The 24,074-nt window shown below is 45.8% G+C and carries 22 protein-coding genes; 6 read left to right on the top strand and 16 right to left on the bottom strand.

Annotated elements, in window-relative coordinates:
• The first annotated feature begins 120 nt into the window (after positions 1-120).
• Genes AC1DLI_RS31850 through AC1DLI_RS31835 form a run of 4 tightly spaced genes read left to right on the top strand, consistent with a single transcriptional unit; the run spans position 121 to position 2,722 of the window.
• Positions 121-882, top strand: coding sequence for an SDR family NAD(P)-dependent oxidoreductase (locus AC1DLI_RS31850; protein ID WP_477609343.1), 762 nt, complete (start codon positions 121-123; stop codon positions 880-882).
• 21 nt (positions 883-903) lie between these two features.
• A complete protein-coding gene (locus tag AC1DLI_RS31845; protein ID WP_477609341.1) occupies positions 904-1,062 on the top strand; it encodes a hypothetical protein in 159 nt (52 codons plus the stop codon).
• A gap of 32 nt (positions 1,063-1,094) precedes the next feature.
• Positions 1,095-2,072 carry an SDR family NAD(P)-dependent oxidoreductase gene (locus AC1DLI_RS31840; RefSeq protein WP_477609339.1) on the top strand — a complete coding sequence of 326 codons (978 nt, stop codon included), beginning with the start codon at positions 1,095-1,097 and terminating at the stop codon, positions 2,070-2,072.
• Entirely contained in the window at positions 2,069-2,722 is a 654-nt protein-coding gene (locus tag AC1DLI_RS31835; RefSeq protein ID WP_477609337.1) for an NADPH-dependent F420 reductase, read from the top strand. Before AC1DLI_RS31840 ends, AC1DLI_RS31835 begins: the two co-directional genes overlap by 4 nt.
• A gap of 1,263 nt (positions 2,723-3,985) precedes the next feature.
• Here the strand turns inward: AC1DLI_RS31835 and AC1DLI_RS31830 are convergent.
• The 4 genes from AC1DLI_RS31830 to AC1DLI_RS31815 all read right to left on the bottom strand — a co-directional run bounded on the left by AC1DLI_RS31830 (position 3,986) and on the right by AC1DLI_RS31815 (position 7,307).
• Positions 3,986-4,249, bottom strand: coding sequence for a GNAT family N-acetyltransferase (locus AC1DLI_RS31830; protein ID WP_477609335.1), 264 nt, complete (start codon positions 4,247-4,249; stop codon positions 3,986-3,988).
• 282 nt (positions 4,250-4,531) lie between these two features.
• The gene (locus tag AC1DLI_RS31825; protein WP_477609333.1) at positions 4,532-5,389 is read right to left on the bottom strand and encodes a GNAT family N-acetyltransferase; all 858 of its coding nucleotides are present in this window, start codon (positions 5,387-5,389) and stop codon (positions 4,532-4,534) included.
• 61 nt (positions 5,390-5,450) lie between these two features.
• Entirely contained in the window at positions 5,451-6,074 is a 624-nt protein-coding gene (locus AC1DLI_RS31820; protein ID WP_477609384.1) for a helix-turn-helix transcriptional regulator, read from the bottom strand.
• A 51-nt stretch (positions 6,075-6,125) separates the two neighbouring features.
• Positions 6,126-7,307, bottom strand: coding sequence for an extracellular solute-binding protein (locus AC1DLI_RS31815; protein ID WP_477609331.1), 1,182 nt, complete (start codon positions 7,305-7,307; stop codon positions 6,126-6,128).
• 633 nt (positions 7,308-7,940) lie between these two features.
• On the opposite strand from AC1DLI_RS31815, the gene AC1DLI_RS31810 reads away from it, so the two are divergent.
• Together AC1DLI_RS31810 and AC1DLI_RS31805 are read left to right on the top strand one after the other, a co-directional pair.
• Entirely contained in the window at positions 7,941-9,635 is a 1,695-nt protein-coding gene (locus tag AC1DLI_RS31810; RefSeq protein WP_477609329.1) for a M3 family oligoendopeptidase, read from the top strand.
• Positions 9,636-10,055: 420 nt separating this feature from the next.
• Positions 10,056-10,277 carry a hypothetical protein gene (locus AC1DLI_RS31805; protein ID WP_477609327.1) on the top strand — a complete coding sequence of 74 codons (222 nt, stop codon included), beginning with the start codon at positions 10,056-10,058 and terminating at the stop codon, positions 10,275-10,277.
• A 196-nt stretch (positions 10,278-10,473) separates the two neighbouring features.
• Here the strand turns inward: AC1DLI_RS31805 and AC1DLI_RS31800 are convergent, their stop codons facing one another.
• From AC1DLI_RS31800 to AC1DLI_RS31745, 12 genes are all read right to left on the bottom strand, one after another.
• Positions 10,474-10,812, bottom strand: coding sequence for a hypothetical protein (locus AC1DLI_RS31800; RefSeq protein WP_477609325.1), 339 nt, complete (start codon positions 10,810-10,812; stop codon positions 10,474-10,476).
• 221 nt (positions 10,813-11,033) lie between these two features.
• Positions 11,034-12,281, bottom strand: a complete 1,248-nt coding sequence (locus tag AC1DLI_RS31795; protein WP_477609323.1) for a DUF4153 domain-containing protein — start codon at positions 12,279-12,281, stop codon at positions 11,034-11,036.
• Position 12,282: 1 nt separating this feature from the next.
• Positions 12,283-12,501, bottom strand: coding sequence for a helix-turn-helix domain-containing protein (locus tag AC1DLI_RS31790; RefSeq protein WP_477609321.1), 219 nt, complete (start codon positions 12,499-12,501; stop codon positions 12,283-12,285).
• A gap of 10 nt (positions 12,502-12,511) precedes the next feature.
• Positions 12,512-12,994 (bottom strand): DUF2975 domain-containing protein, encoded by a 483-nt coding sequence (locus tag AC1DLI_RS31785; protein ID WP_477609319.1) that lies wholly within the window; start codon positions 12,992-12,994, stop codon positions 12,512-12,514.
• A gap of 1,393 nt (positions 12,995-14,387) precedes the next feature.
• Positions 14,388-14,837 (bottom strand): VOC family protein, encoded by a 450-nt coding sequence (locus AC1DLI_RS31780; protein WP_477609317.1) that lies wholly within the window; start codon positions 14,835-14,837, stop codon positions 14,388-14,390.
• A 497-nt stretch (positions 14,838-15,334) separates the two neighbouring features.
• Positions 15,335-16,633, bottom strand: coding sequence for a glycosyltransferase family 39 protein (locus AC1DLI_RS31775; RefSeq protein WP_477609315.1), 1,299 nt, complete (start codon positions 16,631-16,633; stop codon positions 15,335-15,337).
• Positions 16,634-17,205: 572 nt separating this feature from the next.
• Positions 17,206-18,030, bottom strand: coding sequence for a stalk domain-containing protein (locus AC1DLI_RS31770; RefSeq protein WP_477609313.1), 825 nt, complete (start codon positions 18,028-18,030; stop codon positions 17,206-17,208).
• A gap of 801 nt (positions 18,031-18,831) precedes the next feature.
• Complete coding sequence (locus AC1DLI_RS31765) at positions 18,832-21,924, bottom strand: S-layer homology domain-containing protein (protein ID WP_477609311.1); 3,093 nt, start codon at positions 21,922-21,924, stop codon at positions 18,832-18,834.
• 466 nt (positions 21,925-22,390) lie between these two features.
• Positions 22,391-22,870: a hypothetical protein gene (locus AC1DLI_RS31760; protein ID WP_477609309.1), complete on the bottom strand. Its 480-nt coding sequence runs from the start codon at positions 22,868-22,870 to the stop codon at positions 22,391-22,393.
• Positions 22,871-22,929: 59 nt separating this feature from the next.
• Positions 22,930-23,151 (bottom strand): hypothetical protein, encoded by a 222-nt coding sequence (locus tag AC1DLI_RS31755; RefSeq protein WP_477609307.1) that lies wholly within the window; start codon positions 23,149-23,151, stop codon positions 22,930-22,932.
• A 141-nt stretch (positions 23,152-23,292) separates the two neighbouring features.
• Positions 23,293-23,745, bottom strand: coding sequence for a DUF4279 domain-containing protein (locus tag AC1DLI_RS31750; RefSeq protein WP_477609382.1), 453 nt, complete (start codon positions 23,743-23,745; stop codon positions 23,293-23,295).
• A gap of 140 nt (positions 23,746-23,885) precedes the next feature.
• Positions 23,886-24,074: hypothetical protein (locus tag AC1DLI_RS31745; protein WP_477609305.1), on the bottom strand; the 189-nt coding region annotated here is incomplete at its 5' end.

Raw genomic sequence — 24,074 nt, 5'->3', positions numbered from 1 at the left:
ATGTATAATATAAATTAACGTAATGATCGTTATGATATTTCGCCAATCACCAGGGCGAGGGCGTCCAGCGACGTACAAAGAGGTTATTTTCATCTGAAATCATTATAGGAGGTTTTTTCCATGCAGAAATCATTGAAGGGCAAGGTCGTCCTCATTACGGGCGGCTCACGCGGCCTTGGCGCCACTACGGCGGAAGCGTTTGCCGATCACGGAGCAGATGTTGCGATCAGCTACGCGGCTTCGGCCGAAAAGGCGGAGGCTGTCGTAGAGAAGCTGAAGGCCAAGGGGGTTCGTGCATTGGCAATCAAAAGCGACCAAGCGGACCTTTCTTCCGCCAAGCCCCTAATTAACTCGGTGATTGCCGAATTCGGCAAGCTCGACATCCTCGTGAACAACGCCGGCATCGCGATCCAGGGCCAAATGGTAGATGATCCCGGCTTCGACGAAGAAAAATACAATCGTCAGTGGCAAGTCAATGTCATGGGATCGATCGCCAATACCCGCGCGGCGGCGCCCAAACTAGCGGACGGAGGTCGCATTATTTTTATCGGCTCTCGGCTCGGCGATTACGTACCCTTTAGAGGAGTCGCCGACTACGCCGGAACAAAGGCAGCGCTCGCAGGATATGCGAGGGGCATCGCGCGCGACCTCGGTCCCCGTAACATCACTGTAAATGTCGTGCAGCCGGGCGTCATGCCTACGGACATGAACAAGGATGTGGCTGATCATCTTCCACCCCTTGAAACCATCTTGGACATGCATGCGATCCGTCGCTTTGCAACCCTTGAAGAGGTGGCAGAAGCCGTCTGCTTCCTCGCTGGACCACATGGGGGCTACATCACCGGTGAGACCATCAATATGGCCGGTGGCATCGGAAACTAAGGCCGTCCGGAGCAGGTGCCCATGCATGGGCACCTGCCTAGCTTTCTGACATGCGCTAGTCGTGATCGCAGTCAACCGACCAAGGACTGTATTGTGATCTTTGAACCTGCCGATCTGATGCAGCTGAGCGCTCAGCATCGGTATGTCAAAGACTTGGCCGATAAAGAGCAAAGCTTCTAAATTAAAAAATACGCATTTAAAGGAGAAAATATATGACTAGAAAATTCAGTTCAAAGTCAACTGCCGATCAGGTGCTTTCCGGCATTGATCTCAAAGGAAAGCGTCTTCTCATTACTGGTGTATCATCGGGCATTGGCCTCGAAACCACCCGCTCACTGGTCTCTCACGGCGCCAGCGTCGTCGGCACGGTCAGGGATCTAGCAAAAGCCGAGGCGTCCACTGCATCGGTCCTTGACGCCGCGGCGCGAGGAGGCGGCAACCTAGAGTTGATCGAGCTCGATCTCGCATCCTTGCAAAGCGTTCGCGCATGCGCGGATAAGCTGTTTGCCGACGGTCAGCGGTTCGATGCCATCATCGCCAACGCTGGCATCATGGCAACCCCGTTCGGTCGGACGGCCGACGGCTTCGAAGTCCAGTTCGGGACGAATTATCTTGGTCATTTCGCTTTGATTAATCGGATCGAGCCGCTACTCGTCGATAACGGGCGCTTGGTGGTTCTATCGTCCCAAGCTCATCGCGCCGCCGATGTTGACCTGGACGATCCGAATTTCGAGCAACAGGCATACGACCCATTTGTCGCCTATGGCCGATCGAAAACGGCCACTACTCTCTTCGCAGTGGAATTAGATAAGCGGTATCGCAATCGTGGCATCCGAGCTGCCTCGGTGATGCCCGGGAATAGTCTTACCGATCTCCCGCGCCATTTCTCTCAGGAAGACTTGCAGGGTCTTTTCGAGACCGTTAGCAAAGCTCGCGCCGAAGCAGGTCTTCCGCCAGCGGAGTTCAAAGAAATCGCGCAGGCAGCAGCAACTTCGGTCTGGGCCGCAGTCGTGGCTGACAAAGAAGAAATCGGCGGACGCTATCTCGAAGATTGTGCGGTCGCGCCGATTGATGACACGCCTAACCCGTTTGCCGACGGCGTAAGGTCGTATGCGCTCGACGCTAACAAAGCCGAGCGGCTTTGGGCGAAAAGCGAGGAAATGGTAGGCGCGAAAGGTACGTACTCATGACAGTAGTCGGCATCATTGGCGCAGGCGAGGTCGGCAGCCAGATCGCGCGTGCGGCGATCGCGAACGGGTATGAGGTCGTCTTTGCCAATTCACGAGGACCCGAGACGTTGAAGGACCTCATTGACGAGCTCGGCCCGTCAGCGCGCGCCGCGACTGCGGCCGGCGCTGCCGAGGCTGGTGACTTCGTCGTCGTGGCCGTCCCCCTCAAGCTGGTCAACGACATGCCTGTGGAGCAGCTCACGGGCAAGATCGTGCTCGACACGAACAACTACATGCCTTGGCGCGATGGCCATTTCCCCGTGATCGACTCTGGTGAGAAGACAGTTCATGAGCTCCGGCAAAAGCACCTTCCTACCTCGAAGGTGGCGAAGGCCTTCACCCACATCCAAGCGTCCCGCCTCTTCATTTCGAGCAGACCAGCTGGCGCCCCCGACCGCCATGCGTTGTCGGTCTCGAGCAACTTTCCTGAGGCCACGGAACTCGTGACGCGGCTGTACGACCAGTTCGGTTTCGATACTGTCGACAACAGTCCGCTCAGCGAGTCATGGCGCAGCGGTCCCGGCCAGCCAGCTTGGGCTGCGCACGCGCACCAGACTCGTGCTGAGCTGATCGCCAATCTCGCCAGGGCGCGACGGATCATCTTGGCGTGAGTGAAGCCCCCATCACGACCCGCAGGTAGTCAGGTCGTCCAGGTTGGCTGCTGAGATGCCCGGAAATAGTTTCACTGATCTCCCGCGCCATCTCTAGCAGGAAGACTTGCAGGGTCTTTTCGAGACTATTGGCAAAGCTCACGCCGAAGCGGGTCTTCCGCCAGCAGAGCTGAAAGAAATCCCGCAGGCAACAGCAACGTCGGTCTGGGCTGTAGTAGTAGCTAACAAAGACGAAATCGGCGGACACTATCTCGAAGATTGCGCGGTCGCGCCGATCGATGACACGACCAACCCGTTTGCCGACGGCGTAAGGTCGTATGCGCTCGACGCTAACAAAGCTAAGCAGCTTTGGACGAAAAGCGAGGAATTGATATGTTCAACCGCCTGGCTAACGTCTCGGTCATGCCCGAAGACGTCGACAGAGCCTGCTTGCCTTACTGTTAAAGTCGGTCATTAATTCTAATTAGTGCATCGGCATTTTGCCCAATTTCTCTGATATTTTAGGATCAAGATCTAAAAAAACTTGATCTCTATTAAAACAACAATACGCTTTTATTTCTAATGCAGATGACATTGCCAGCATCCAATCATCAGAAACCAGCCTATCCATTTTATTTCTTATATCTTTTTGCTTTTTCGGAAGGGCATAAGTACTTTACTAATATTCTAGATCAAAGATGATTTACTCAGCTTAGGGAAGGCGCATCAAAAGTGTGGTTAGGAATTGCTGAAGAATGTTATTGTAAGTTTTTTTCATTTAGATGGCTATATGAGAAAGAAGAATGGGCTTGGAGAATTTTTTGTTGGAAAAGATCAATTTCTCTTAATCTATCTTGATTATATTCTTCCCTGTGCAGTAATTCTTCCTTTCATGTATATGATTCCACATAACGTTCCCGTATTCACGACGTCCCACTGGCTTAAGGTTCCATCAAGAACCGGCTGCGCTTGCGCAGTTAGCCAGTGCAGATGTGTCCGGCTGGTTCCGCTTCCCTGCTGACTGACAATCGCCTCTTCGAATCCACTTCTGCTACTTCGGCCGGACCAAGGATACGACGGACCTCTTGAATTCACCCACAAAGACCTTAGATCTTCATTCTCATGTTATTTCATATGGTTTAAATCCAGCTCTTATCCAAAAATTCTTGCCGATTCTATTTATTTCTAAGACATCAATTTCTATTGATTCAATTTCTTTAAACCGTGTTTGTTTCAATAATTCTATTCCTTTCAGTCCAAACCCTTGTTGCCTATACTCTCGTTTTACAAGTACTGTCTAAGATATACTTCTTTAATTTCATTATCATACTGGTTCTCTTTGAAGCAATAAAGTGCATATCCGATGACTTCATCATTATTCATGATCAGATCGGTATTCCAGGACCCTTGAAGCCATTCTTTCATTCTTTGCCTTAGTTCGGCAAGACTCATCGGATTTGAACTGCCTTCATCTTCTATCAACTGTTTATTCATTTCAGTCAACAATTCCAAATCTTTAAATTCTGCACTTCTTAAATGAAGTTTCATTAGTACATCAGTACATCGTCCTTAAAGTATGATTGGCTTCGGTCTGTCGTATAACTTCTTTTTTACGAACTTCGTAAAATCCATACTCCATGAAGTGTTCGCGAAATGATTAAACTATCCTGTCCGTTAGCTCAACGAGGCTGCCGTTTTATGCCGGCAGCCTCGTCCTGGTGATTGTTAAGCTATCGTTACCCGTTAGCTTAACGGTCAAATGCAAATATTCATTTATAGTAAGTAAAGGAAACCGAAACCGGACTCTCAGCTATAAAATGTGATAGCTAACTATTGAAAGTCTATTGCCAAAAGTTCAAGTTTTACAGGAAAACTGTAACCCATAGACTCCAACAAAAGTTTGCCTTCCTTATCTTGTTCATTTATTAACGTCTCAACATCGGTTCGTCCATTTTCAAGGTGATATTCAAATGCCTTAGCAATGAGATACTCACCTAGGCCTTTATTCCGCCAACGTGGAACTACGAATAATCTTTCAACTGCACCAGTTTGCCAACTCATAACGCTTCCAACTAGCTCATCGCCTTCAAAAGCCGAGATGGTATATAGTTCTGGACCACCCATCATCCATTCCAGCATATTGACGCTTCTATATAGAACACCTTGATAATATTGATTTTCAACTTTGGTGTATTTAACTCGTTCCTCTTTTGTTTCCATCGGGTAATGACAAACCTTAACAAAGCTAGGTATATTCACTTCTGGAACGGATTTCTCAAGCGATCGCTTTGCGAAATAATAGGATTGATAGGAGGAGAAGCCTCGATCCTCGTAAAATTCTCTATCACCATCAAAATCATCCCAAGCAACCAACTTCGTTATCTTTGCTGGATTACGAATAGCTTGACAGATGTCAACTAATGAAGGATATAAAGCTAATCTCACTTCAGAAATATACTCATTAGCGTTTTCATTTACCTCCATCACAAATTCCATTACATCGTGATCATCAGCTATTCCTTGACGCAAATATCCTATAGCGATTAAATTTCCGTCCTCATTGAATACGCAACTCATCTTCTGATGCTCATAGTCTTTGTTGTGCTTAAAGAGCACCCAAGCCTTATGGCTTAACTTCCTAACAATATTCTCTAACTCTGAACTATACGGGCGAACTTCCAACGACATCCTAATTCTCTCCCCTGTAAGTATAAATTGTTTTTATCATTTTTATAGTGATTCGTCCTCATCAACCTATATCTTTACAGTATCCCTCTCCAGTGAATGCGATGTTCGTTATTTGCTCAAGACGATAATACTCCACTTCTCCGGCTTGCTCGCAGAGTGCGATAACATATAATCGTGACGACTGAGAGTACATTCGATATGGATGAACAACAACTGTATATTCTTCATCCCCTTCTCGATACGTAATGCGGATCTTCTGACACTCTTTGATGGCTTGATCGATGCCATGCTTCTGATTCGCTATCTCCGTATTGACGAAAAACATCGGAATATCACTTTCTTCCGGCTGATATGGCACGAATCGCTTGAGCGTTTGCACGACTCGGTCGAGCCCCTCAACATAGCCCATCGACTCCGCTGCTTCCTCATATTTGTAAATCAAAAAGTTTAAGATGCGAATGTCGGTCTCTGTCAAAAAAACAGACGGTAAAATATACGCCTCGTCTTCGTATTCGTAACCACGGTACTTCGCGTTATAGGTCATCGGCGCGCGAAGCGAATCTTGCATGTACTCAATATCACGTCCCGCTTGGCGAACTGATATTTCGAAGTATTCCGCAAGATTATTTGCATTCGGGTAACACTTTGCCCGAATCTGCTCGTTGAACCACATGACACGATGCATGTTACTCACGGTCCGTCATCAACTCCATTTCTATTAACTTAAGTAAAGGGGCTACCAACCTGAAATCGTTCCAAGATCAAGAGGGCCCAATACGGGGGTTCGAGTTACCGCTGTTTGCAGTACACGATCTGCATCCGATGCATGGAGGAGTGTATCGAAAGTGTCGTTAAAGTGAAAAGCCGGAATCATGTTTAGCCATTGATATGCGCTCAGGCGACCATACTTAAGTTCATCCAGGAAAGGTGCATACAATGGATCCGACGCCTGCCCGCTCTGCATCGCGGTAGTCTTGGAAACCGCGAGATTGAGAACTGACCACAGCTTACCAGCGCCACTCCCTGGTAATGCGAGCTTTCTCAGAAACGACCATGCCAAGTCTCGATCCTTACAAGTTCTCGAGATCCCATATCCGTAGACTTGAAAGATGTTTGCTTTGGGTTGGATCTTGTTCGACGGGAAGCCTACGACTCCGAAGTTCCCCTTCTGCTCCAGTGACATCGGTTTAATCGCCCAGTTTGCATCCATATACATCGACATTTTTCCATGAATGAAGCAATCGATCCACGAGTCTTGCCCGACACCTTGACGAGGTGAAATCCCTTTATCGATCAGCGACAAATACTGCTGAAATGCTTCAATCGTCGCCGGATGGTTTAAGTGACCGTCAAGCGCAGTGCCGTCTTCTGATAAAAATGAGCCACCATTGTTCCAGACGACCGGTTCAATGTACAGCATGTTGCCGAAACTCGTAAACACTCCATGACGAATAACGTTTCCTGTCTCATCGGTCCGTACCAGTTTTGTCGCAGTGGCAACAAATTCATCCCAAGTCCAGCCCTCCTGCGGATATGGTAGACCGGCTTCGTCAAAATGCTGCTTGTTGTAATACACGCCGATCGTTTCCGCCATCACCGGCAGTGCGCCGACCCGTCCATTATCGACGATGGTATTCCGAATGCAAGGATAAAAATCATCAAGATCGACTTGATCGCGCTCAACATACTCGGACAAGTCGGATAGGAGCCCAGCATTCAAACATTGACCGATGTTCGCGCCTTCCCATTCCACAATATCCGGTCCGCTACCACTTAGCAGTTGTTGTACGAGTTCAGTTTTATCCGGCAACATTTCCAATACGACACTGACACCAGGGTGCTCTTTGCGAAATTGCTTCACAACTTCTTGAATGATGACCATCCTCTGGTCGTCGTGTGTTGCGATTCGTAAATTCATCGTTGTTCCCTCCTTGTTTTGTCTATGTGTTCAGTATAATTGGGTTACCCTGACATATTGTGTCTGACTAAAAAAACTCCGAAAAAAATGCATACTCGCAGGCCTGCTTGACTGATTAAGCTATTCCATAACCTCCGTGTGTCGTCTCAAAAAGCTTATATTCAGCTAATCTCTGACAGCATGCGATATTTCTATACTAAAAGTATACTGGAGACGAGGCGAATTCATCATGCTTTCAAACAAACTTGCAATCTTGTTCAAGTATCCTGTCCATTAGCTTATTAAGATAGGGAGCAGGTGTCGTAGCAAACTGCCCACTGTTGTTCAACTTTCTTTTCCTATTTGTTCTACAAATTTTCTTTTTAGACCCAATAATCACCTATCAGTATTTTTTGACTATCGAAACTGATCTGCAACAGCTCATTCATTCTGGTGTCGAATGCGAATCTGGAGAACATACATACCACTGAGTTTGTTCGCTAACCAGGCCCGCGGGAAATGGGGTATACTGGAATCATGACTGCGCGCTTGTCGGACTGGTGCCAGGCATGCTGGATTCGACAAGCGGGACGAACAGCATGGTCTGGGCGTAGGCGCTTCAGTCTTAAAAAACCGGAGGGCGGTGCATGGTACATGAGATTTAGCCAATATACATACGAGAGGCCGGACGTGAAGACGTTCGAGGTGAAGTTCAAGGAGCTGCTTGGCGTGTTCGCCGCGACAGGCAACTACGAGGAGCAGGACGCGGCGATGACAGGCATGAACAAGCTCCGCAGCGAGTTCGACACGATGCAAACGATCGCGAGCATTCGCCACTCCATCGATACGAACGACGAATTCTACAAAGCTGAGCAGGACTTCTACGACGAGAACAGCCCGGTCGTGCAGGAATTCGTGACGGACTATTACCGGGCGCTGGTCGGTTCGAAGTTCCGTCCCGAGTTGAAGGCCAAGTGGGGGCAGCAACTGTTTCGGCTCGCCGAGCTGTCGCTGAATACATTCAGCCCGGAGGTTATTGAGGATCTCCAGCAGGAGAACAAATTAACGACGGAATACACGAAGCTGATCGCTTCCGCGAAAATTCCGTTCGAAGGCGAAGAGCGCACGCTCGCGCAGCTCGGTCCGTTCCAACAATCGACCGACCGCGATATGCGCAGACGCGCCACCGAAGCGTCCTCCGGCTTCATGGCGGAGAACGAAGCGACCTTCGACCGCATTTATGATGATCTGGTCAAAGTTCGCACGCGCATCGCGAATAAGCTTGGCTTCGACAACTTCGTCGAGCTTGGCTACGCCCGCATGAGTCGGACCGACTACGACGCGGGCATGGTCGCGAACTTCCGCAAGCAGGTACAAGAGCATATCGTGCCGGCCGCGACGAAACTCAAGGAACGTCAGCGGAGCCGCATCGAGGTTGACAAACTTCTCTATTACGACGAGAACCTCGCCTTCCTTTCCGGCAACGCGACACCGAAGGGCGACCCGGACTGGATCGTGGCCGGGGGCGCGAAGATGTACGCGGAACTGTCGCCGGAGACGGACGCTTTCTTCCGGTTCATGCAGGACAACGAGCTGACGGACCTCGTCGCCAAGAAAGGCAAGCAAGRTGGCGGTTACTGTACGTATATTAGCGAACACAAGGCGCCGTACATTTTCTCCAACTTCAACGGCACCTCCGGCGATATCGACGTGCTGACTCACGAAGCCGGGCATGCGTTTCAAGTGTACGAGAGCCGTGACTACGAGGTTCCAGAGTATGCCTTCCCGACCTACGAAGCCTGTGAGATCCATTCCATGAGCATGGAGTTTCTAACTTGGCCGTGGATGGAGCTGTTCTTCAAGGAGGACGCAGACAAATACCGGTTCGACCACCTCGCCAGCTCGCTCATCTTCATTCCGTACGGCGTGACCGTGGACGAATTTCAGCATTACGTGTATGCGAATCCGGATGCGACGCCGACCGAGCGGAAGCATGCGTGGCGCGAGATCGAGAAGAAATACCTCCCTCATCGCGATTACGCGGACAACTCGTACTTGGCGGCAGGCGGCTTCTGGCACAAGCAGGGGCATATTTTCAACTCGCCGTTCTACTACATCGACTACACACTGGCGCAGCTCTGCGCGTTTCAATTCTGGAAGAAGTCCCGCGAAAACCGCGAAGCTTCGTGGAACGATTACCTTGGCCTATGCCGTCTCGGGGGCAGCCTCTCCTTCACGGAGCTCGCAAGCGCGGCCGGCCTGATCTCGCCATTCGAAGACGGCTGCGTCGCCTCCGTCATCGGCACCATCGAGGCGTGGCTGGACAGCGTGGACGATAAATCTCTGTAAGGCGGTTCGTGGGCTTTTTTTTTTCATTTCTCCCGAGCATTTTGATCAACAAATATGAACAGACTCTAATAATAAAACCAGCGGCAGTCTTGGACAGATAAGTCCTGAACTGCCGCTGTTTTTTGTACTGTTATCCCTGTCTTAATTAAACTATCGTACCAGTTAGTTTAATCATAATTGAGCAAAAAGCTTTAGAAAATCGGGCTATCTTATGCCTGCCTCCGCCAGTTTCTCGTCCAGTTTCGCCCTTGGAATCTCTTCTGGCCTTAACTTAACCAGTCCAAGTTCCGAATAAGAATATAACAAGATATTAGGGGAGATAACTTTGTTACCAAATAAAAGAAAAAACTAAACAAGTCGCGCGTGCTTTTGGCGACTATGGAGCGGATCTCGTTAATTCTAAATCCGGAAAAAAAAACATTGTACAAACCAAACACTGGCGGTCACATGTTCGTATTCATCGCGTTACTATTCATGTGCATCGGCATATTTGTAGGCTCAGCGGCGGGACTCTACGCAGTCCTCGAACTGTGGTTCGGTCTTGGCATGACTTACGCGGAATGCTGCGTAATGACCGCAGTCTTATTCATAACAGCGGTAATATTAATGTTTAAGGATGCGCGTGAACTTGAGGTGGATTAAATGCAATATAAACGTCTGTATCCCGCTTGAACAAACTGAAGGATCAGAGTTTAACAGGTAAAGTATTTGATGCGTTAGGCGTTCGCTGTTTTTTTTGATTGCGTTAAGTTTTATTCACGCAAGCCTCGACCCGACGTTCGCGATCATCAACATGTGCGGAGTGTTACTCAACTAATGTTACCCGTTAGTTTAACGACTAACGAATTTCTTGCCACCAAAAGAATGCTTTTCGAATGAGATACACATTTCCTTCCCATGTTGAATTCCCCGTTGAGTTAACTTTCATGTAATCCTTAATAAACCAACGTTCCTGGGGGACAAAGTCTGACTTGGTTTGATATTTTATTTTTACAACTACATATCTCCCCTCGTCCTCTGTATTAAGAATCTCAAAATTTCCCCATGCACTATCGGCTTCCATGTAGTTCTTGCTCATGCCCGTGACATATTCTTGAGGCGTTAACTTCATGAAATAAAGGACAGCTAATACAACAATGACTATCACGGTTAGTACAAAAACAACGCTTCTTTTCATAAATCCTCTCCATAGTCGCTTTTCGCTCAATTTTACCGCTCAGGCGCAAGTATTTTATCCATAGTTCATTTACATTTTCACCTTTAAACATTGGAACTAAACTGCCAGTTAGCGCAACGAAAAATGGAGCAGCTGCCGTAGGCAAGCTGCTCCATTTTTCCTTCAACTAACAGTTAGTTCAAGAAATTTGATTAGGTCAATATTACATTAACAGAACCTTTCTAATAAAAAATTAAAGGAAAAGTAAATGTAACGAAAGCTGCCCAAAGTCCATAGACCGGCAAATACTTCGTAACGGCATTTTGGATAGTAGAAGGCCCGGTTTTGTTTTGTAGAAAATGCATATAGGAGATCATAATCCAAATTAGATTGGCCCAGATAAGTATGTTTACGCCTAAAACTGCAAGTCTGTTGGGCGTAATCCCATAAGAAGAAAGCCTGAACACTATGGCTGATAAAGCCACACTGTCAATGATAAGAGCAAGAACGATTAGAGCAAAATTTATATAATCAGAAATGTTCTTCTTCTCGTCTTTGCGGCTTTCGGTAATGGAAAATATGGTGACAGCCAATACACTAAGGAGTATTCCGTTGAAGGATAGAAGGAAATCGCGGTCCAAGAATGGATTTTTCCCGACCCAAATAACCGTTATTAGGTAGACCACCAATGTGACAAGTACAAGCGGACTAAAAATTTTGGCTATATAGGGTGCAAAATTTTTAGAAAGTTTAAGGTTCCTCGATACCAGGCATGTGGACACAATAGCGAGAGCTGCAGCACCAAATAATACGACATTTTTAAAATAAAATTGAGATATATCCATGCCGACAAATCTAAATAACTGCATGGTTAATGCTGTTAGCAGCATTCCGCTAATTGCCATGGTGGCGTAGAGTATGCAAAATTCCCCATTAAATTTAAGATAAGCTAATCTCGTGCTGCCTATTTTATATTCATTACCTGTAAATGCAAGCCCTAATACTACCCATAAGAAAATGGGAAGGTGAAGATAAGCCAGGATAATACTATCTTTATGCTCTAGTGGCAGCATATTAAGATAAAATCCGGAGATTAGAAATAACGACGCAAGGGTATAAATAACATTTTTTTTTGGGGTACTACTATATACAAAATAAGCTGCAATAAAGGGAAGTATACCAAAAACAAGGTTAATCGGAGCTATTGCTTGCTGTTCGGTAAAATGAAAAATTATTCTGGTGCTTATCCCGGCAAGAATCGCTAAAATGCCCATAAATAAGAAATTCTTTTGAAGCAAGGAAGCTTTTTCTGAATTTGCCGTCTCCTTGAAATGCAATCTTTCATACCAAATGGCAAGAACCTGCGAATCAGGATGATGTTCCCATGCGTATGAGAATGCTTTTTTAAAAGCTTCGGGTTCTTTTCTATACATTCTCTCCAGCTCATGGGGGTTAGCAATATTTTCAATAATCAGATTGTTAATGTCCATGTTATACCTCCTCTTTGTCACTTTTATATTCTAAAATGTCTCCAGGTTGGCATTCTAATGCTTTGCAAATTGCCTCTAAAGTTGAAAGCCTAATTGCTTTTGCCTTTCCATTTTTCAATATAGAAAGGTTAGCCATTGTTATTCCAACCCTCTCCGAAAGTTCTGTTACGCTCATTTTTCTTTTAGCCAACATCACATCAATATTGATTATAATCGCCATGTTATTCACCTCAGACCGTCAAATCATTTTCTGATTTTATATCAATAGCCTCTTTTAAAAGCTTTTGGAGAACAGCAGCAAAAACGGCGATCACCATGGAGGCAAAAATCAAGACCAATCCGATGACTATGATACCTGGGGCATCGTCTTTCTCCGCAATGAGATAGAAGAGTGGCATGCCTACCACAAACAAGCTGCTGATTGTGATTGCACAGTATTTTATATTCTTTAAAGCTCGTACAGATAATTCCGAGAATGCTTTGCTCTTGTCAATATAGCTTAAAAGTTTAAATGCTTGATACAGAGCTAAGTAAAAAGGTATCGGCGCTGCATACAAATCGATAAACACGAGATATTTCAAATAAGTCATATCTGGATACAATTCTGCCGCAAAATCCGCGATCTCTGGCACCAAAAATATGCACAAAGCAAGAACTGGGATTCCAATAAGAAAAACAGCTGCCTTTAAAAAGAGTGTTGTTCCTCGTTCCATAAAAAGCCCCTCACTTATCATTAAATTTAATTCGACTTTAACATAAGACTTATCGTTTTACAATAAAAAAATGCCGATACTGGATACATTGTTGTTGTTACAGGGAAATTCTTTTTCCAACCCAAAAAAGCATTCCTCATTACAAAGAAATGCTCTATAACATTAAATAAACAACCTTAGTCCGGTTGAATACCGTACCAAGGTTGCTTAAGGCTGCTTCTTTAATATTGTCTGCTTGTCTGGGGGAAGTTCAGTTATCGGAAGTCTGTTTATGTAACCTTCAACATCTATCCTAGTTTAGGCAATTTACTATTGTTTTTGTATCCTGAATCGTATGCGCTCTTGATAGCGTCAGCCAATTCGGGCGTATATTTCCGGATTGTCAGTCTTCCTCGCTCTAGGACCGCTTTAGCGTATTCATCAGAGTAATACAGAGCATCATCCGTTACATGTACTAAATTGTATTGTCGTTCCGGACCAACTTTACGGCTTTTTACTTTAGTATTCAAGATCATGGATGTCAATGCCCTAGATCTCCTGACTGCTATTATCTAAAACCTCGTAGCCGACAACTACTCTGCGTTCTAAACTTTCGGATAAAGTAAGTAATTTAAGTAATGTACAATCCGTTTTCGGTTTAAATTTTTCCTTTTAGTTTTGGAAGACGACTTTCCTGAAGTCACGCCTTTGGAGACTTTTCGCACTTTCGTTTTCTTAACATCGGAAGAAACTTCTTTATCACTATTTGTTGTAGTCTTAACCTTCTGCTTGTCAATTTTCCCAAGAGTTCTTGTTCCATTTCCTGCTTAATCTTTTGCATACCCTGCTTCATTTTCCGGGTTAAATCCTGCTCTAATTTCTTCTGCATTTCTAGGCTGCTTTCGGCCTTGGTTTTAATCGTGGTTTTTGTAGAGGTATTCCGGCTCTTGGTTTTCTTGGGGAGGCGTTTTGGCTTCGTGAGAGAATGAAGGGTTTTCTTTAACTCCTGCATCAAGGACTTTTTTACCTTTCGTTACCTCGTCATATTCGTCCTCCTTCTGGCGGATCCGAGGGAGTCACACAGATGTGTGTGCCGGAACAGTAATCTCTCGAATCATATATACCGCAGATTGTGTTGAAGTCTCGTTAGATTTTTCAGGTAACGGGGACCGATAGAGCTCAATAACCGATGCTTGCTATTTCCATCGTTCTTCTTTCTTATCTTCATTCTAGCATTCCCATCATTTGGTTTGAAATCGTCGCATTCACTAACTCTTCACGTGTTGGAGCATACTTTGCGGGTGGTGGCAGCTTCGCTGGTTGTACCATAAATAAATATATAATTTCCACATTGTTAACATAAATGTAAATTAATTACGCGAAATAGCGGAGATCCAAACATATCCAGATCTAATTACTTGAGCTGCTCGCTCAACCCGACGATGATGCCTTCGGGACCGCGGATGTAGGCGAGTCGATACGTGTCCCCGTATTGCACCACTTCGCCGACCAGTTCGGCGCCGTGGGCAAGCAGGCGCGCGACCACGTCATCGATGTCATCGACAGCGAGCATGATGCGGCGGATCCCGAGTTCGTTCACCGGAGCCTTCTCGGGCCCAGTTCTGATCGCATCCGGCTTGTGGAACTTGTCCAGCTCGATCCGTCCGTGGCCGTCCGGAGTGCGCATAAACGCGAGGGTAGCACGGACGTCCTGAAGGCCAATGAGACGATCTACGGAGGAGCCCTCGACGGTCGTTTCGCCCTCCAACTCGAATCCGAGTTGGAGAAAGAAGGCTTTAGCGGCTTCGAGGTCGTCAACGACGATGAGGACGTTGTCCATTCGTAGTAATTTATTTTTTGTCATAGTTTTATCTCCTTATGAATTAAAAGTCATAATCTCTATATAAAGCTTTCCTCAATTAAGTTTATGTCTAAGCGTCTCTGTCATAAAGTTGCGCATAACGACTTATTTACAAACTTCGTTGGTAATCTCCACCCTTTATCACTTCCTCATAAATATGGTAAATTCACCCATAAAGATAATACCGAATACACGTTCGCTTGTAAAGAAGATATTTAAATTATCACCACGCATAACTGCCCGTTAGCTTAATGAATACGTGATGAAAAGTGTTTGGGACTGATAATGAAAAGAGGGCTACCGAACTAATGATGTCGGTAGCCCTCTTCTTATTGAACTATCGTTTATCGTCTATCGTTAGTTGAATACTTATTACCTTCGTTATAACATTCAAAGGTAATCGTCAAACAGCCCCCACCAAGCTTTATTTTGTTGTTTAAATATGCGGCAAACCAGAGGTAGCGCCTGTGACCATTGAATGCGCGATTGGGTAGAAGCCCTTAAAGGTTGACAGTGGCAGAAGCTTTTACTCTCCTACTCTGATACCTTGCAACGGCCCAGTCAATAAAGAAGCCCGCAGCCAGAAAGATAAGAAACACATTCGGGTAACCATACCTGTTGAAGGCGACGAATGGAACATAGATCACTGTAAAATAGGCCAATGCAAGCAGTAAAAATAAATAGGGAATATTCTTTTGCCGGAGGGCTTGCATAAGCATAATCAGCAGCCCGGCTGCTCCAAGGAGTATAAATACGACATGATAGATGCCCGTGATCCATATATTTACACCAAAAACCGTTTTCCAATAGTAAGGAACCTCGTATAATCCAAATACTTTATCGACCGTATACCATTTCAAATATTTCAATGGCTGATGCTGGAAGCCGAAAATCACAATTTTTTGGGCCGTTTCCGCCAGAGCGGCGTCTGAGCCTACAAATAAGTTATCACTGCTGCCTTCGTATTCCGGATGGGCGTCGAAGAAGGCCTTTGAAGGCGCCCCGTAGTGGATAAGCGCACCTAATAGCATCGGATTGCCTGCTGACTGTGTGAATGGAATGAATTTATCAAACGTAATGTAATTCCGAACCCACCATGGAGATAGAAGAAGGATCATCGTTAGCGAAATAACTGCCGTATGCTTCACTATCGTTTTCCAGGATACCCTCTGCACAAGCCATAAAAAGAACCAGACAGCGGGAAAAAGCACCGTATGCGGCTTGAAATAACAAGCTAGTCCAACAAAAACGGCCGCAATAACGTAATATTTCGTTTGCTGGCTCCTTAAGGCGAGAAGGCTGAAGCAAATAAGCAATATGAAAAGGGTGCGGAACATCGTTTCCGATAAAATTGCGCCAGAGGAAAAATAATCGGGCAAATAAAGCACGGTTGCTATACTGGCAATAATAGCTGCTCTACTATTAAAAAGCTGATTTGCCACTATAAATATCAAATAGATCGAGAAGGCTTGAAGGGCTACCTGCAGGACTCGGAATGCTACAACCGCTCCATCTCCTTGTCCGAAGATGAGCATGAGACCAGCCAGCACGACCGGCATTCCCGGCATGATGAAAGTTGATGGCTCCTCGCCGCTGTTATAAGCAATCGTGTGCTTATTCAATAAAATCTTAGCGCTATTTACATACTTGACGTCGTCATTATTTAATTTCTCATAAGACCCAAGCAGAAAGTGATCGCCATACAACAGAACAGATGCGGTGCTAATCGAGAAAACGAGAATAATGATTACGAATAAAATGCTGCGAATAGGACGGGATACATGGTTAAGCTTAAACAAAATTCACACACCCTTCTATCTGTATCTACGATGGATATAGAATTGCCCTAACAACTAGAACGTGGCTTGTACAGCTCATTCTATAAATTGGAATATGTTAAAAACTTTTTCATAATTTCCACTCTTCATTAAAAACGAATAATGAAGTTTTTTTGTTGCGTTAACCTGCCAGTTAGAAAATACATGTATGCGCCCGAATGACACTACTCCTCGGTTGAATTTTCATTGGATACCCCTACTTTTTCCGTTTCGCATCTGCATGTCTGATATTTCGACGGATTAAGTTCCATTTTTGTTGCAAAATGGAACTTATATTCCTGCCAAAGAACTCAAAATGCAGGAACTCCACTTTATTCATTTGTTTTCATTTCCGTCATGTCACAAAATCAAAACGTCATTTGTCTTAATCAATGTAGTGCATTCGATTGGAAAGCCAAATATTAGATTAGGGGTAAGCGTCAAACAGCCCTCATCATAACCGCATGGTGGGAGCTGTTTGACGCTTACCTATATCCCTTGAAATACATCATACATTATCACGCTAACGTTTCCCGTTAGCGTAATGGCAGCGATTAACTTTCCGGCACTTTAATGATTTCCTTGCGAATCTCATTTGGCAAAATCAGAGAAATCGTTCCAGAAAAATCTGTCACGCTTCCACCCACGGTTCTTTTGTAACCTGTCTGGGCATACTTTCCATCAGCATCAATGCGGCCAGATTCCACAGTATAACTATCTCCGAAAGGAGCAGAGTAGTAATAGAGAAAGGGCCTGTTGATTTTTGGTGTCGGTCCTGTACGATCCTTGAGTTTATCCTCTAATAGCTTGTGAATGGAGTTGCCTTCTAACTCTTCCACATGTGCCTGCCAGGTCGCCACGAGAAAATCATCCTTATATTCGAACAATGTTACCGTTTCATTACCTTCGATAGTGAAAAACCGCAGCGCCTCTCCTTGAGGAAACAGAAATGCCGTGCTGTAATCTTCATACGGGTGCAGGGTTTGTAAAGGCAGAGGCACGTAATTGCGATCAACATATGCTGCTTTCATGGCAACTTGTCTGCTCGTTGACAAATCACCCGAGTAGAGCTTGGCTCGTTGATTCTGATCCAGCGGCGATTGGATGGAGACTGTATCATTTTCCCAAGCCACCTTGTAGCCATACTGCTCCGATATAAATCGCAGAGGCACATACACACGATTATTGACGATTTTGACCGAAATATCCAATGAAATTGTACCAGGCTGGTTCAGACCATCCTCGACCGAGGCTGTCTTATTGCCGACAGTCAGCGAAATCTTCTCCGACCACTTGCGAACGGTTGCGGTCTTTTTTTGTTGATTCCATTCTACTGAAGCACCAAGCGATTCAGAGACAGCGCGAAGTGGAATTAGCACCTTACGTCTCCGGCCGCGAAGGCAGAGGAACTAAACCCTATCACGCCAATTATGGCAATTATGCATAAAAGCTTTTTCACTATGCTCAACCTCCATCATAATAGCATTCTTCTTTCCATTTGTTAGACGCTAAAAGACATGAAGAAGTTACCTCTCCATTAAACTGCCTGTTAGCTTAATAAAATGAGCAGGCCACCGAAGCGCCTGCTCATCATGTATGTTATTCAACTATCGTACCCGTTAGCTTAATCGGGGAATTTATAGTTGTTCATTTATTTAACAAATCACAAATTTCCTCTAACTTTAGACCGCGTGATCCTTTAACTAAGATGACATCATTTTTTTTATTATTCGGTTACATTCAGATACAAGATCTTCTTTTGAGGTAAAATGCTTCACTACTCCTTCTAACTTTGAACCACTAAGTGTATCAGATATAATTCTGCTTAAATTACCAATAGTAGCGCGCCCCGATCTGACCTTGGCCGGTGGAAATTCTTCTCCATGTWCCCTGCCTAAAATTGCTGTACGTATAAAGGTCTGCATTTCTTGCCCATTTGATAAGAGATGGACGGTAGATTTGAACACTATTTAGGGCATTTACTCAAAACACATGGAAACAGTGTAGTTGTTTCTCGAGCATCTAGATTAAAGACGCAGAAAGACCGCCAATCTGGCGGTCTTTCTGCAAATATAAGAATTTATAAGTTTTGCACTTATAAAAATGGCTTATATTTCATCGCGAAACGAGCTTATGCCGCCTAAGGACGGCATAAGCTCGTTTACACTTGGCATCACGCCTTATTTTTGGCTTAAATCGTAATAGAATATTGGCCGTTCCCCGAGAAGGACCTTGTAGATGTCGTAGTTGGTCGTCATGACCTCTTTCAAGTATTCCTTATAAGGACGGTCGGCGACATTCACAAGGCCCGAGTTATAACGTTCTCCCCAAACGCCTTCCCAATATCTGCCCAGAGCAGCCTGGTCGACGTAATTGAACACATGAGCGCCCACAATGTTGTCTAGACTGGCCGCCGCCTCTAAATAATTCCGGTAACGCGTTCCCCTCTGGGACTGATTCTCGGCGGAATTCTCAAGAAGCGGATCCAAGCCTTGTTCCGTCGTGCCGAAACCGAATTCGCTAATCAGAATCGGTTTGCCGCCCGATTTCGCGTACACGTCCTTCAGAAGGTCGACATCCAGGTTATAGGTGTAATAGTTAATGCTGATAACATCCACGTATTTCCCTTCCACCTCCGCCATTATGCTTCGAAACTTCTCGTTATGGAACGGCGTCGTTAACCATCGGTCTCCGAGTAGAAGATGATTCGGATCATATTTGCGGTAGAGCCGCGAGACCGTTCCGTAGAACGTATCCAGATAATACCTGAAAAAAGCGTCCATATCGCGCCAGGCCGCCGACGTCTTGATCGGAAGCTCCGCTTCCTTCAAATCCTCAAAGGTTTTAAAGTTTGTCTGCCATTCGCTATTAAATTTGTCTATGTCTTGATATTTATCCTTCAGCCTTTTAACCAAACGTCCTTTGATCGCCGCTTCGCTTGCCTTCAGCTTCGGCACATGGGAATAAAACTTGTGGAAATCGTATTCGTTGTCGATGAAATACCCGATCAGCATCGGATCGTCCTTCGTCGGCTTGACGACCTGCGCAAACGACTTATCAAGCTTGGCCACCGCATCCGGCGCGAAAATGTCGAATAGCGAAATCCCGTCTATCTTCGCCCAGTTCATGCTGGCGAGCGGCAGCATCCGCACGTAAGGCAAGTTGTTCTCGCTGCCGTATTTGTCGGGCGAAAAGCCTCCTACGCTGTTAAATCCCCATTTTTTGATGCGCCCAGCCGCTTCCGAATAGACCGCATGCTCGGTTGGGACTTTTCCTGTTTTCAAATATTTGTTCGCCAAATAGTACGAAAAGTTATTGGAACCGTTATAAGCCGTTTTATATTCCCCAAGAATGGACGGAATCGATTCGAACAGCTCCTCCCGCCCCTTTACCATCGTAAAGGTTTCATTGGCCGTTAGTCCGTTCACGCCTAAGCTGAAGAAGAGATTGCCATCCGGCGTCGTCATCACTTTGCGGCTTCCCATCTGCTGAATGGCGAAAAAGCCCTTTTTTTGCAAGCCGTATTTGGCCGCGCTGCCTGCCAGACCGCCGAAACGGTCCCGGCCTGAAGGAGGCGTTAAACCGGCGTAATAGGAGGCGTCCGCCTCGGCATCCGCTTCCAGCTGCAGCTCGGTTGTCACCTTCCCGGGAAAATTAGCCGATATCATTTGACCGAATCGGTCCACTTGAATTTTATTGCTAGCGTTGAGCTTGGTTTTGCGAATGGGACTCGGTACCAGGCCGTCTTTCACGGCATAGGTTTCGAGCACGCTGTACCCCGTAAGCTGGAACTGCCCGGTGTAGAGCTGAAACGCAGGGGCGTTGTCCTTGCGGTAATAGATTCGGGCCCCTTGGGTCGCCGAAGAAAGCTCGACCTGAAGCGATTCGACGTTTCGGGTCGAGCTGACGTCGACGGAAGCGGTGCTTCGATTGATCGAAACCCTGGAAAGCTGCGGCGACCAGGATTTGGAAACTCCATGCAGCTCGATTTTCAAATAGCGCGTCCCTGCCGGCAGCGAAGAAGCTTCATAGGCGTACTGCTGCCAATCACCCGAAGGATTGCCGACCGGATAGGCTTTGATCGGTATTTCCTTATACGTTTTCCCGTCCGCCGAGGCGAACGTCTTGCTCTTTTCCAGCTCGACTCCGGTAAAAAAGTAGCTGTAAAAGAGCACGGAAGCGATATCGTATTCCGTATGGTAAACGATGCTTCCCGGCGCCGTCGACGTTCGCGCGATCCGTTTCGCGTCGCTGCCGAAGTTAGCGGGATGGTCCGTAGCGATGTACATATTCGTGCGGGTCGTCATCCGTTTGAAGCTTTCGAGCGGGTCGTAAAGGCCTACGGACGGCCCCGGAGGCGTTACGGCCCCAACCTCGTACTTGTATACGGAAACGCCGCTGACTTCCGTTTTGCCGGAAACGGGATGGTAAACCGCGCATGTCTTCAACTGAAGCCCTCCTAGTACCGGAATGGGCGAAGTATACGGTTTACGGGCGGACGATGTCCGGGGATCGCTGCCATCCGTCGTGTAGTAGATGGTCGCACCCGGTCTGGCGGCGCTCAGTATCGCCATGCTTCCGTACGGAACGCTTCCCTTAGGCAAGCCGGACGTAACGCCGTTCACCGGAATCGCGGCCGGTGACAGGCTGCCGGGAATCTCTTTCATCGACAGGTCGATTAAGGCGGCTGCTTCCTCGCGGGTCATCGCGTCCTGTGGCCGGTACGACCACGCGCCGGAATCCCGGGTAATGTCCGAACCGTACCAGCCGTGGGCAATAATGCCGCTGATTCCTTCCGCCGCCCAAGTATTCGGCTTATCGCTGAAATTCAGTGCGCCGCCCGGAGCGATACCCTGTTTTTTGGCATACCGCCATACCATAACCGAGGCTTCTTCGCGTTTGACCGGCTCATTCGGTGAAAAAGTCGTAGCGGAAGTGCCGTTAACGATGCCCGCCTGATAGGCGGCGCGTATATAGGCGGCTGCCCAGTGATCCCGGATATCCGGGAAGGGTACCGATCCTCCTTGGTCCTTCAGTTGAAAAGCGACGGAGACGAATTTGGCAAACTGGGCGCGGGTCAGCGTCTGTTTCGGACCGTAAATCCCTTCGGCGATTCCGTCCGCTATGCCAAGCGTCTTCAAATCGCGAATATAAGCGAAATAGGGGCTTGTATCCGGCACGTCTTTAAAATCCGCTGTCGCTGCGCTGACTCCCGTGCACGGCAATGATGCAAGGGCGATCATTGCGGCGACTGTAATCGATAATTTTCTCATCCAGGCTCCTTTCTTACTAAATTTACCCACCTCTATTATAAAAATCGGGCCTGTCCAAAGATATAAGGGGGTGCCTGTTAGCGTAACGAAGGGCTACCACGCGGCAGCCCTTCGATGTTTACTATCTATGCTATTTCTTCCAGCCGTGTCACTTAGAGGTACTCTATCCTCATTCCAGTAGCCATATTAATTCTGATGTCCCGAAGTCTTTCTCAGCTATTATAGGTAAGTTTCTTGCGTCGCCTAATTTTTCAATCCGCAATCCAAACGGTTTAAGCATTTCTTTCCAATCGTTTGAAGGCGGCGAATTTGAAGCAGCATGACTAAGATAACCAGTAATGATTTGTTTTAGTTGTTCATTATTTATTTGACTTTGGTCATATTCAATTCCAACCTTAAATATTTTCTCACTTGAGTCGGAAGCGAACGCCGTAGCAAAATAATAATCTCCCCTTTTCTGCGAAGCTTATTTATCTAACATTTCCAATACCTCTTTACTTACCTCTTCATAATGAATCCCTTTAATATCCCCAGATATGGCATCCATGTTGATGATAATACGATCAACGCCATCTTTGTCTTTGTGAATAGCATGAAACATAACGGTCCACATTCCATCGCTTAAAATGGCGTCTTCCGATTCGATGAACATATCCTCTTTTTCATGTTCGTCAAACCATTTCATCACTTCTATATTTTCTTTTGCGAAATCTTTTGCTTGATCCACGGTCATTATTTCAGGGTCTTTGTCCATCATCAATTCTAATGGTAATGACGAAAAGACTCTCTCATTGTCATGCATTTGGAAGGAAAAAGACACCTCATACATGCCGCTTAATGCACTCACAGTTCGTCCATTCGTTAAACTAACCTCGCGTTTAAATGTTATTTCTTTTTCAAATGTTTCGTTCGGTTCCATTTCCCTTAAATCATTGGGATCAAACATATCATCACAACCTACTTCTTTTTCATCACGGGTAATGAGGTGCGAATGGGCATCTTCCTTTAGCCGCAACGCCCATTATAAATAATTGTCTTCCCGCTGTTATTGGTAATCGATGCATCTACTTTAATGTTTTTGCCTACCTTTATATTAGCTTTTATTGCAAGCCCATTCTGGTTATAGTCGTAGGTAAGAGTCTCCTGCTCGCCATATGCTGATTGCCTATTCGCCCCGCATCCAGTAACAGTTAAAATAAAAAAAAGAATCAAAACGAATTTTTTCATTCCGACACCCCCTAATTATCAGAACGAACGTACAATCATGATAGTTGCACAAAACCGGCCATTAGTTGAGCGAAGGGCTGCCACGCGGCAGCCCTTTGCTACTGAACTATCGTACCCGTTAGCTCAACAGTATCTCGCTTTTCACATGTCAAAATCGCTTTTATATGGGTTTGCATATAAATCAATATCAAACTCCGCTTCTATGCTATTTGCGAATTCAATCTGTTTATTATCGAGGTGTAAAGCTGGCGTTTGACCATTTTCCATTATTATTACGATTGAGAAAAGGCAATCCAATCTATACCTCTCTCTTAACTGATTTATTATCGCTGTTTTATTTTTCAATGGTTCCAAAACTTGAGCCAGTTGTTCAGTAACATCATAGGATTCTTGATACCCTGAACTAAGTACCCAGGCTGTTTCTTTTCTGTAATGTACTGTGGTACTAATCATTTTGTCATTCTTCTGTCTGACAATAACATCACCTTTATTATACGATTCTGTTGGTTCTATGCTGAGAAATTTAGTAACTTCATTTATTGGAAATTCCTCTCCATAGAGACTGAAATACGCCATTACTTTGGTCTTGTCTATTTTCAACACCTCAATCACTTATGAAATCATCCTTGTCTCGATTGTACCACTAACTAATAAAGGCAGCCGATCGTTTGACCGGCAGCCTCGTACTGGTGATTGTTAAGCTATAATTACCCGTTATTTTAACGATCTATGCGTTAATCAGCGTCATTAGAATATTGTTCTTTTTCGATCTGAACCCAATTAATCAAACCATCCCTCGATGGATAAGTTTCTTCATATTTGCAATTATCCTCTAGCAGGCGACTTCCCTTGTTAGATAATTTTGCTGGTCTTAAAGAATAATTACTACCTACTCTTAACACTCTTTCTAAGTAATCTTGTTT

The sequence above is a fragment of the Paenibacillus sp. 01T443 genome, assembly GCF_056398325.1.
This window is presented reverse-complemented; position numbering and strand designations above follow the sequence as displayed.

Bases quoted from the DNA above. Each gene is read 5' to 3' on its own strand.
- AC1DLI_RS31850 (WP_477609343.1), top strand. From the start codon at position 121: ATGCAGAAATCATTGAAGGGCAAGGTCGTCCTCATTACGGGCGGCTCA.
- AC1DLI_RS31845 (WP_477609341.1), top strand. From the start codon at position 904: ATGCATGGGCACCTGCCTAGCTTTCTGACATGCGCTAGTCGTGATCGC.
- AC1DLI_RS31840 (WP_477609339.1), top strand. From the start codon at position 1,095: ATGACTAGAAAATTCAGTTCAAAGTCAACTGCCGATCAGGTGCTTTCC.
- AC1DLI_RS31835 (WP_477609337.1), top strand. From the start codon at position 2,069: ATGACAGTAGTCGGCATCATTGGCGCAGGCGAGGTCGGCAGCCAGATC.
- AC1DLI_RS31830 (WP_477609335.1), bottom strand. From the start codon at position 4,249: ATGAAACTTCATTTAAGAAGTGCAGAATTTAAAGATTTGGAATTGTTG.
- AC1DLI_RS31825 (WP_477609333.1), bottom strand. From the start codon at position 5,389: ATGTCGTTGGAAGTTCGCCCGTATAGTTCAGAGTTAGAGAATATTGTT.
- AC1DLI_RS31820 (WP_477609384.1), bottom strand. From the start codon at position 6,074: ATGCATCGTGTCATGTGGTTCAACGAGCAGATTCGGGCAAAGTGTTAC.
- AC1DLI_RS31815 (WP_477609331.1), bottom strand. From the start codon at position 7,307: ATGAATTTACGAATCGCAACACACGACGACCAGAGGATGGTCATCATT.
- AC1DLI_RS31800 (WP_477609325.1), bottom strand. From the start codon at position 10,812: ATGAAAAGAAGCGTTGTTTTTGTACTAACCGTGATAGTCATTGTTGTA.
- AC1DLI_RS31795 (WP_477609323.1), bottom strand. From the start codon at position 12,281: ATGGACATTAACAATCTGATTATTGAAAATATTGCTAACCCCCATGAG.
- AC1DLI_RS31790 (WP_477609321.1), bottom strand. From the start codon at position 12,501: ATGGCGATTATAATCAATATTGATGTGATGTTGGCTAAAAGAAAAATG.
- AC1DLI_RS31785 (WP_477609319.1), bottom strand. From the start codon at position 12,994: ATGGAACGAGGAACAACACTCTTTTTAAAGGCAGCTGTTTTTCTTATT.
- AC1DLI_RS31780 (WP_477609317.1), bottom strand. From the start codon at position 14,837: ATGACAAAAAATAAATTACTACGAATGGACAACGTCCTCATCGTCGTT.
- AC1DLI_RS31765 (WP_477609311.1), bottom strand. From the start codon at position 21,924: ATGAGAAAATTATCGATTACAGTCGCCGCAATGATCGCCCTTGCATCA.
- AC1DLI_RS31760 (WP_477609309.1), bottom strand. From the start codon at position 22,870: ATGTTTGATCCCAATGATTTAAGGGAAATGGAACCGAACGAAACATTT.
- AC1DLI_RS31755 (WP_477609307.1), bottom strand. From the start codon at position 23,151: ATGAAAAAATTCGTTTTGATTCTTTTTTTTATTTTAACTGTTACTGGA.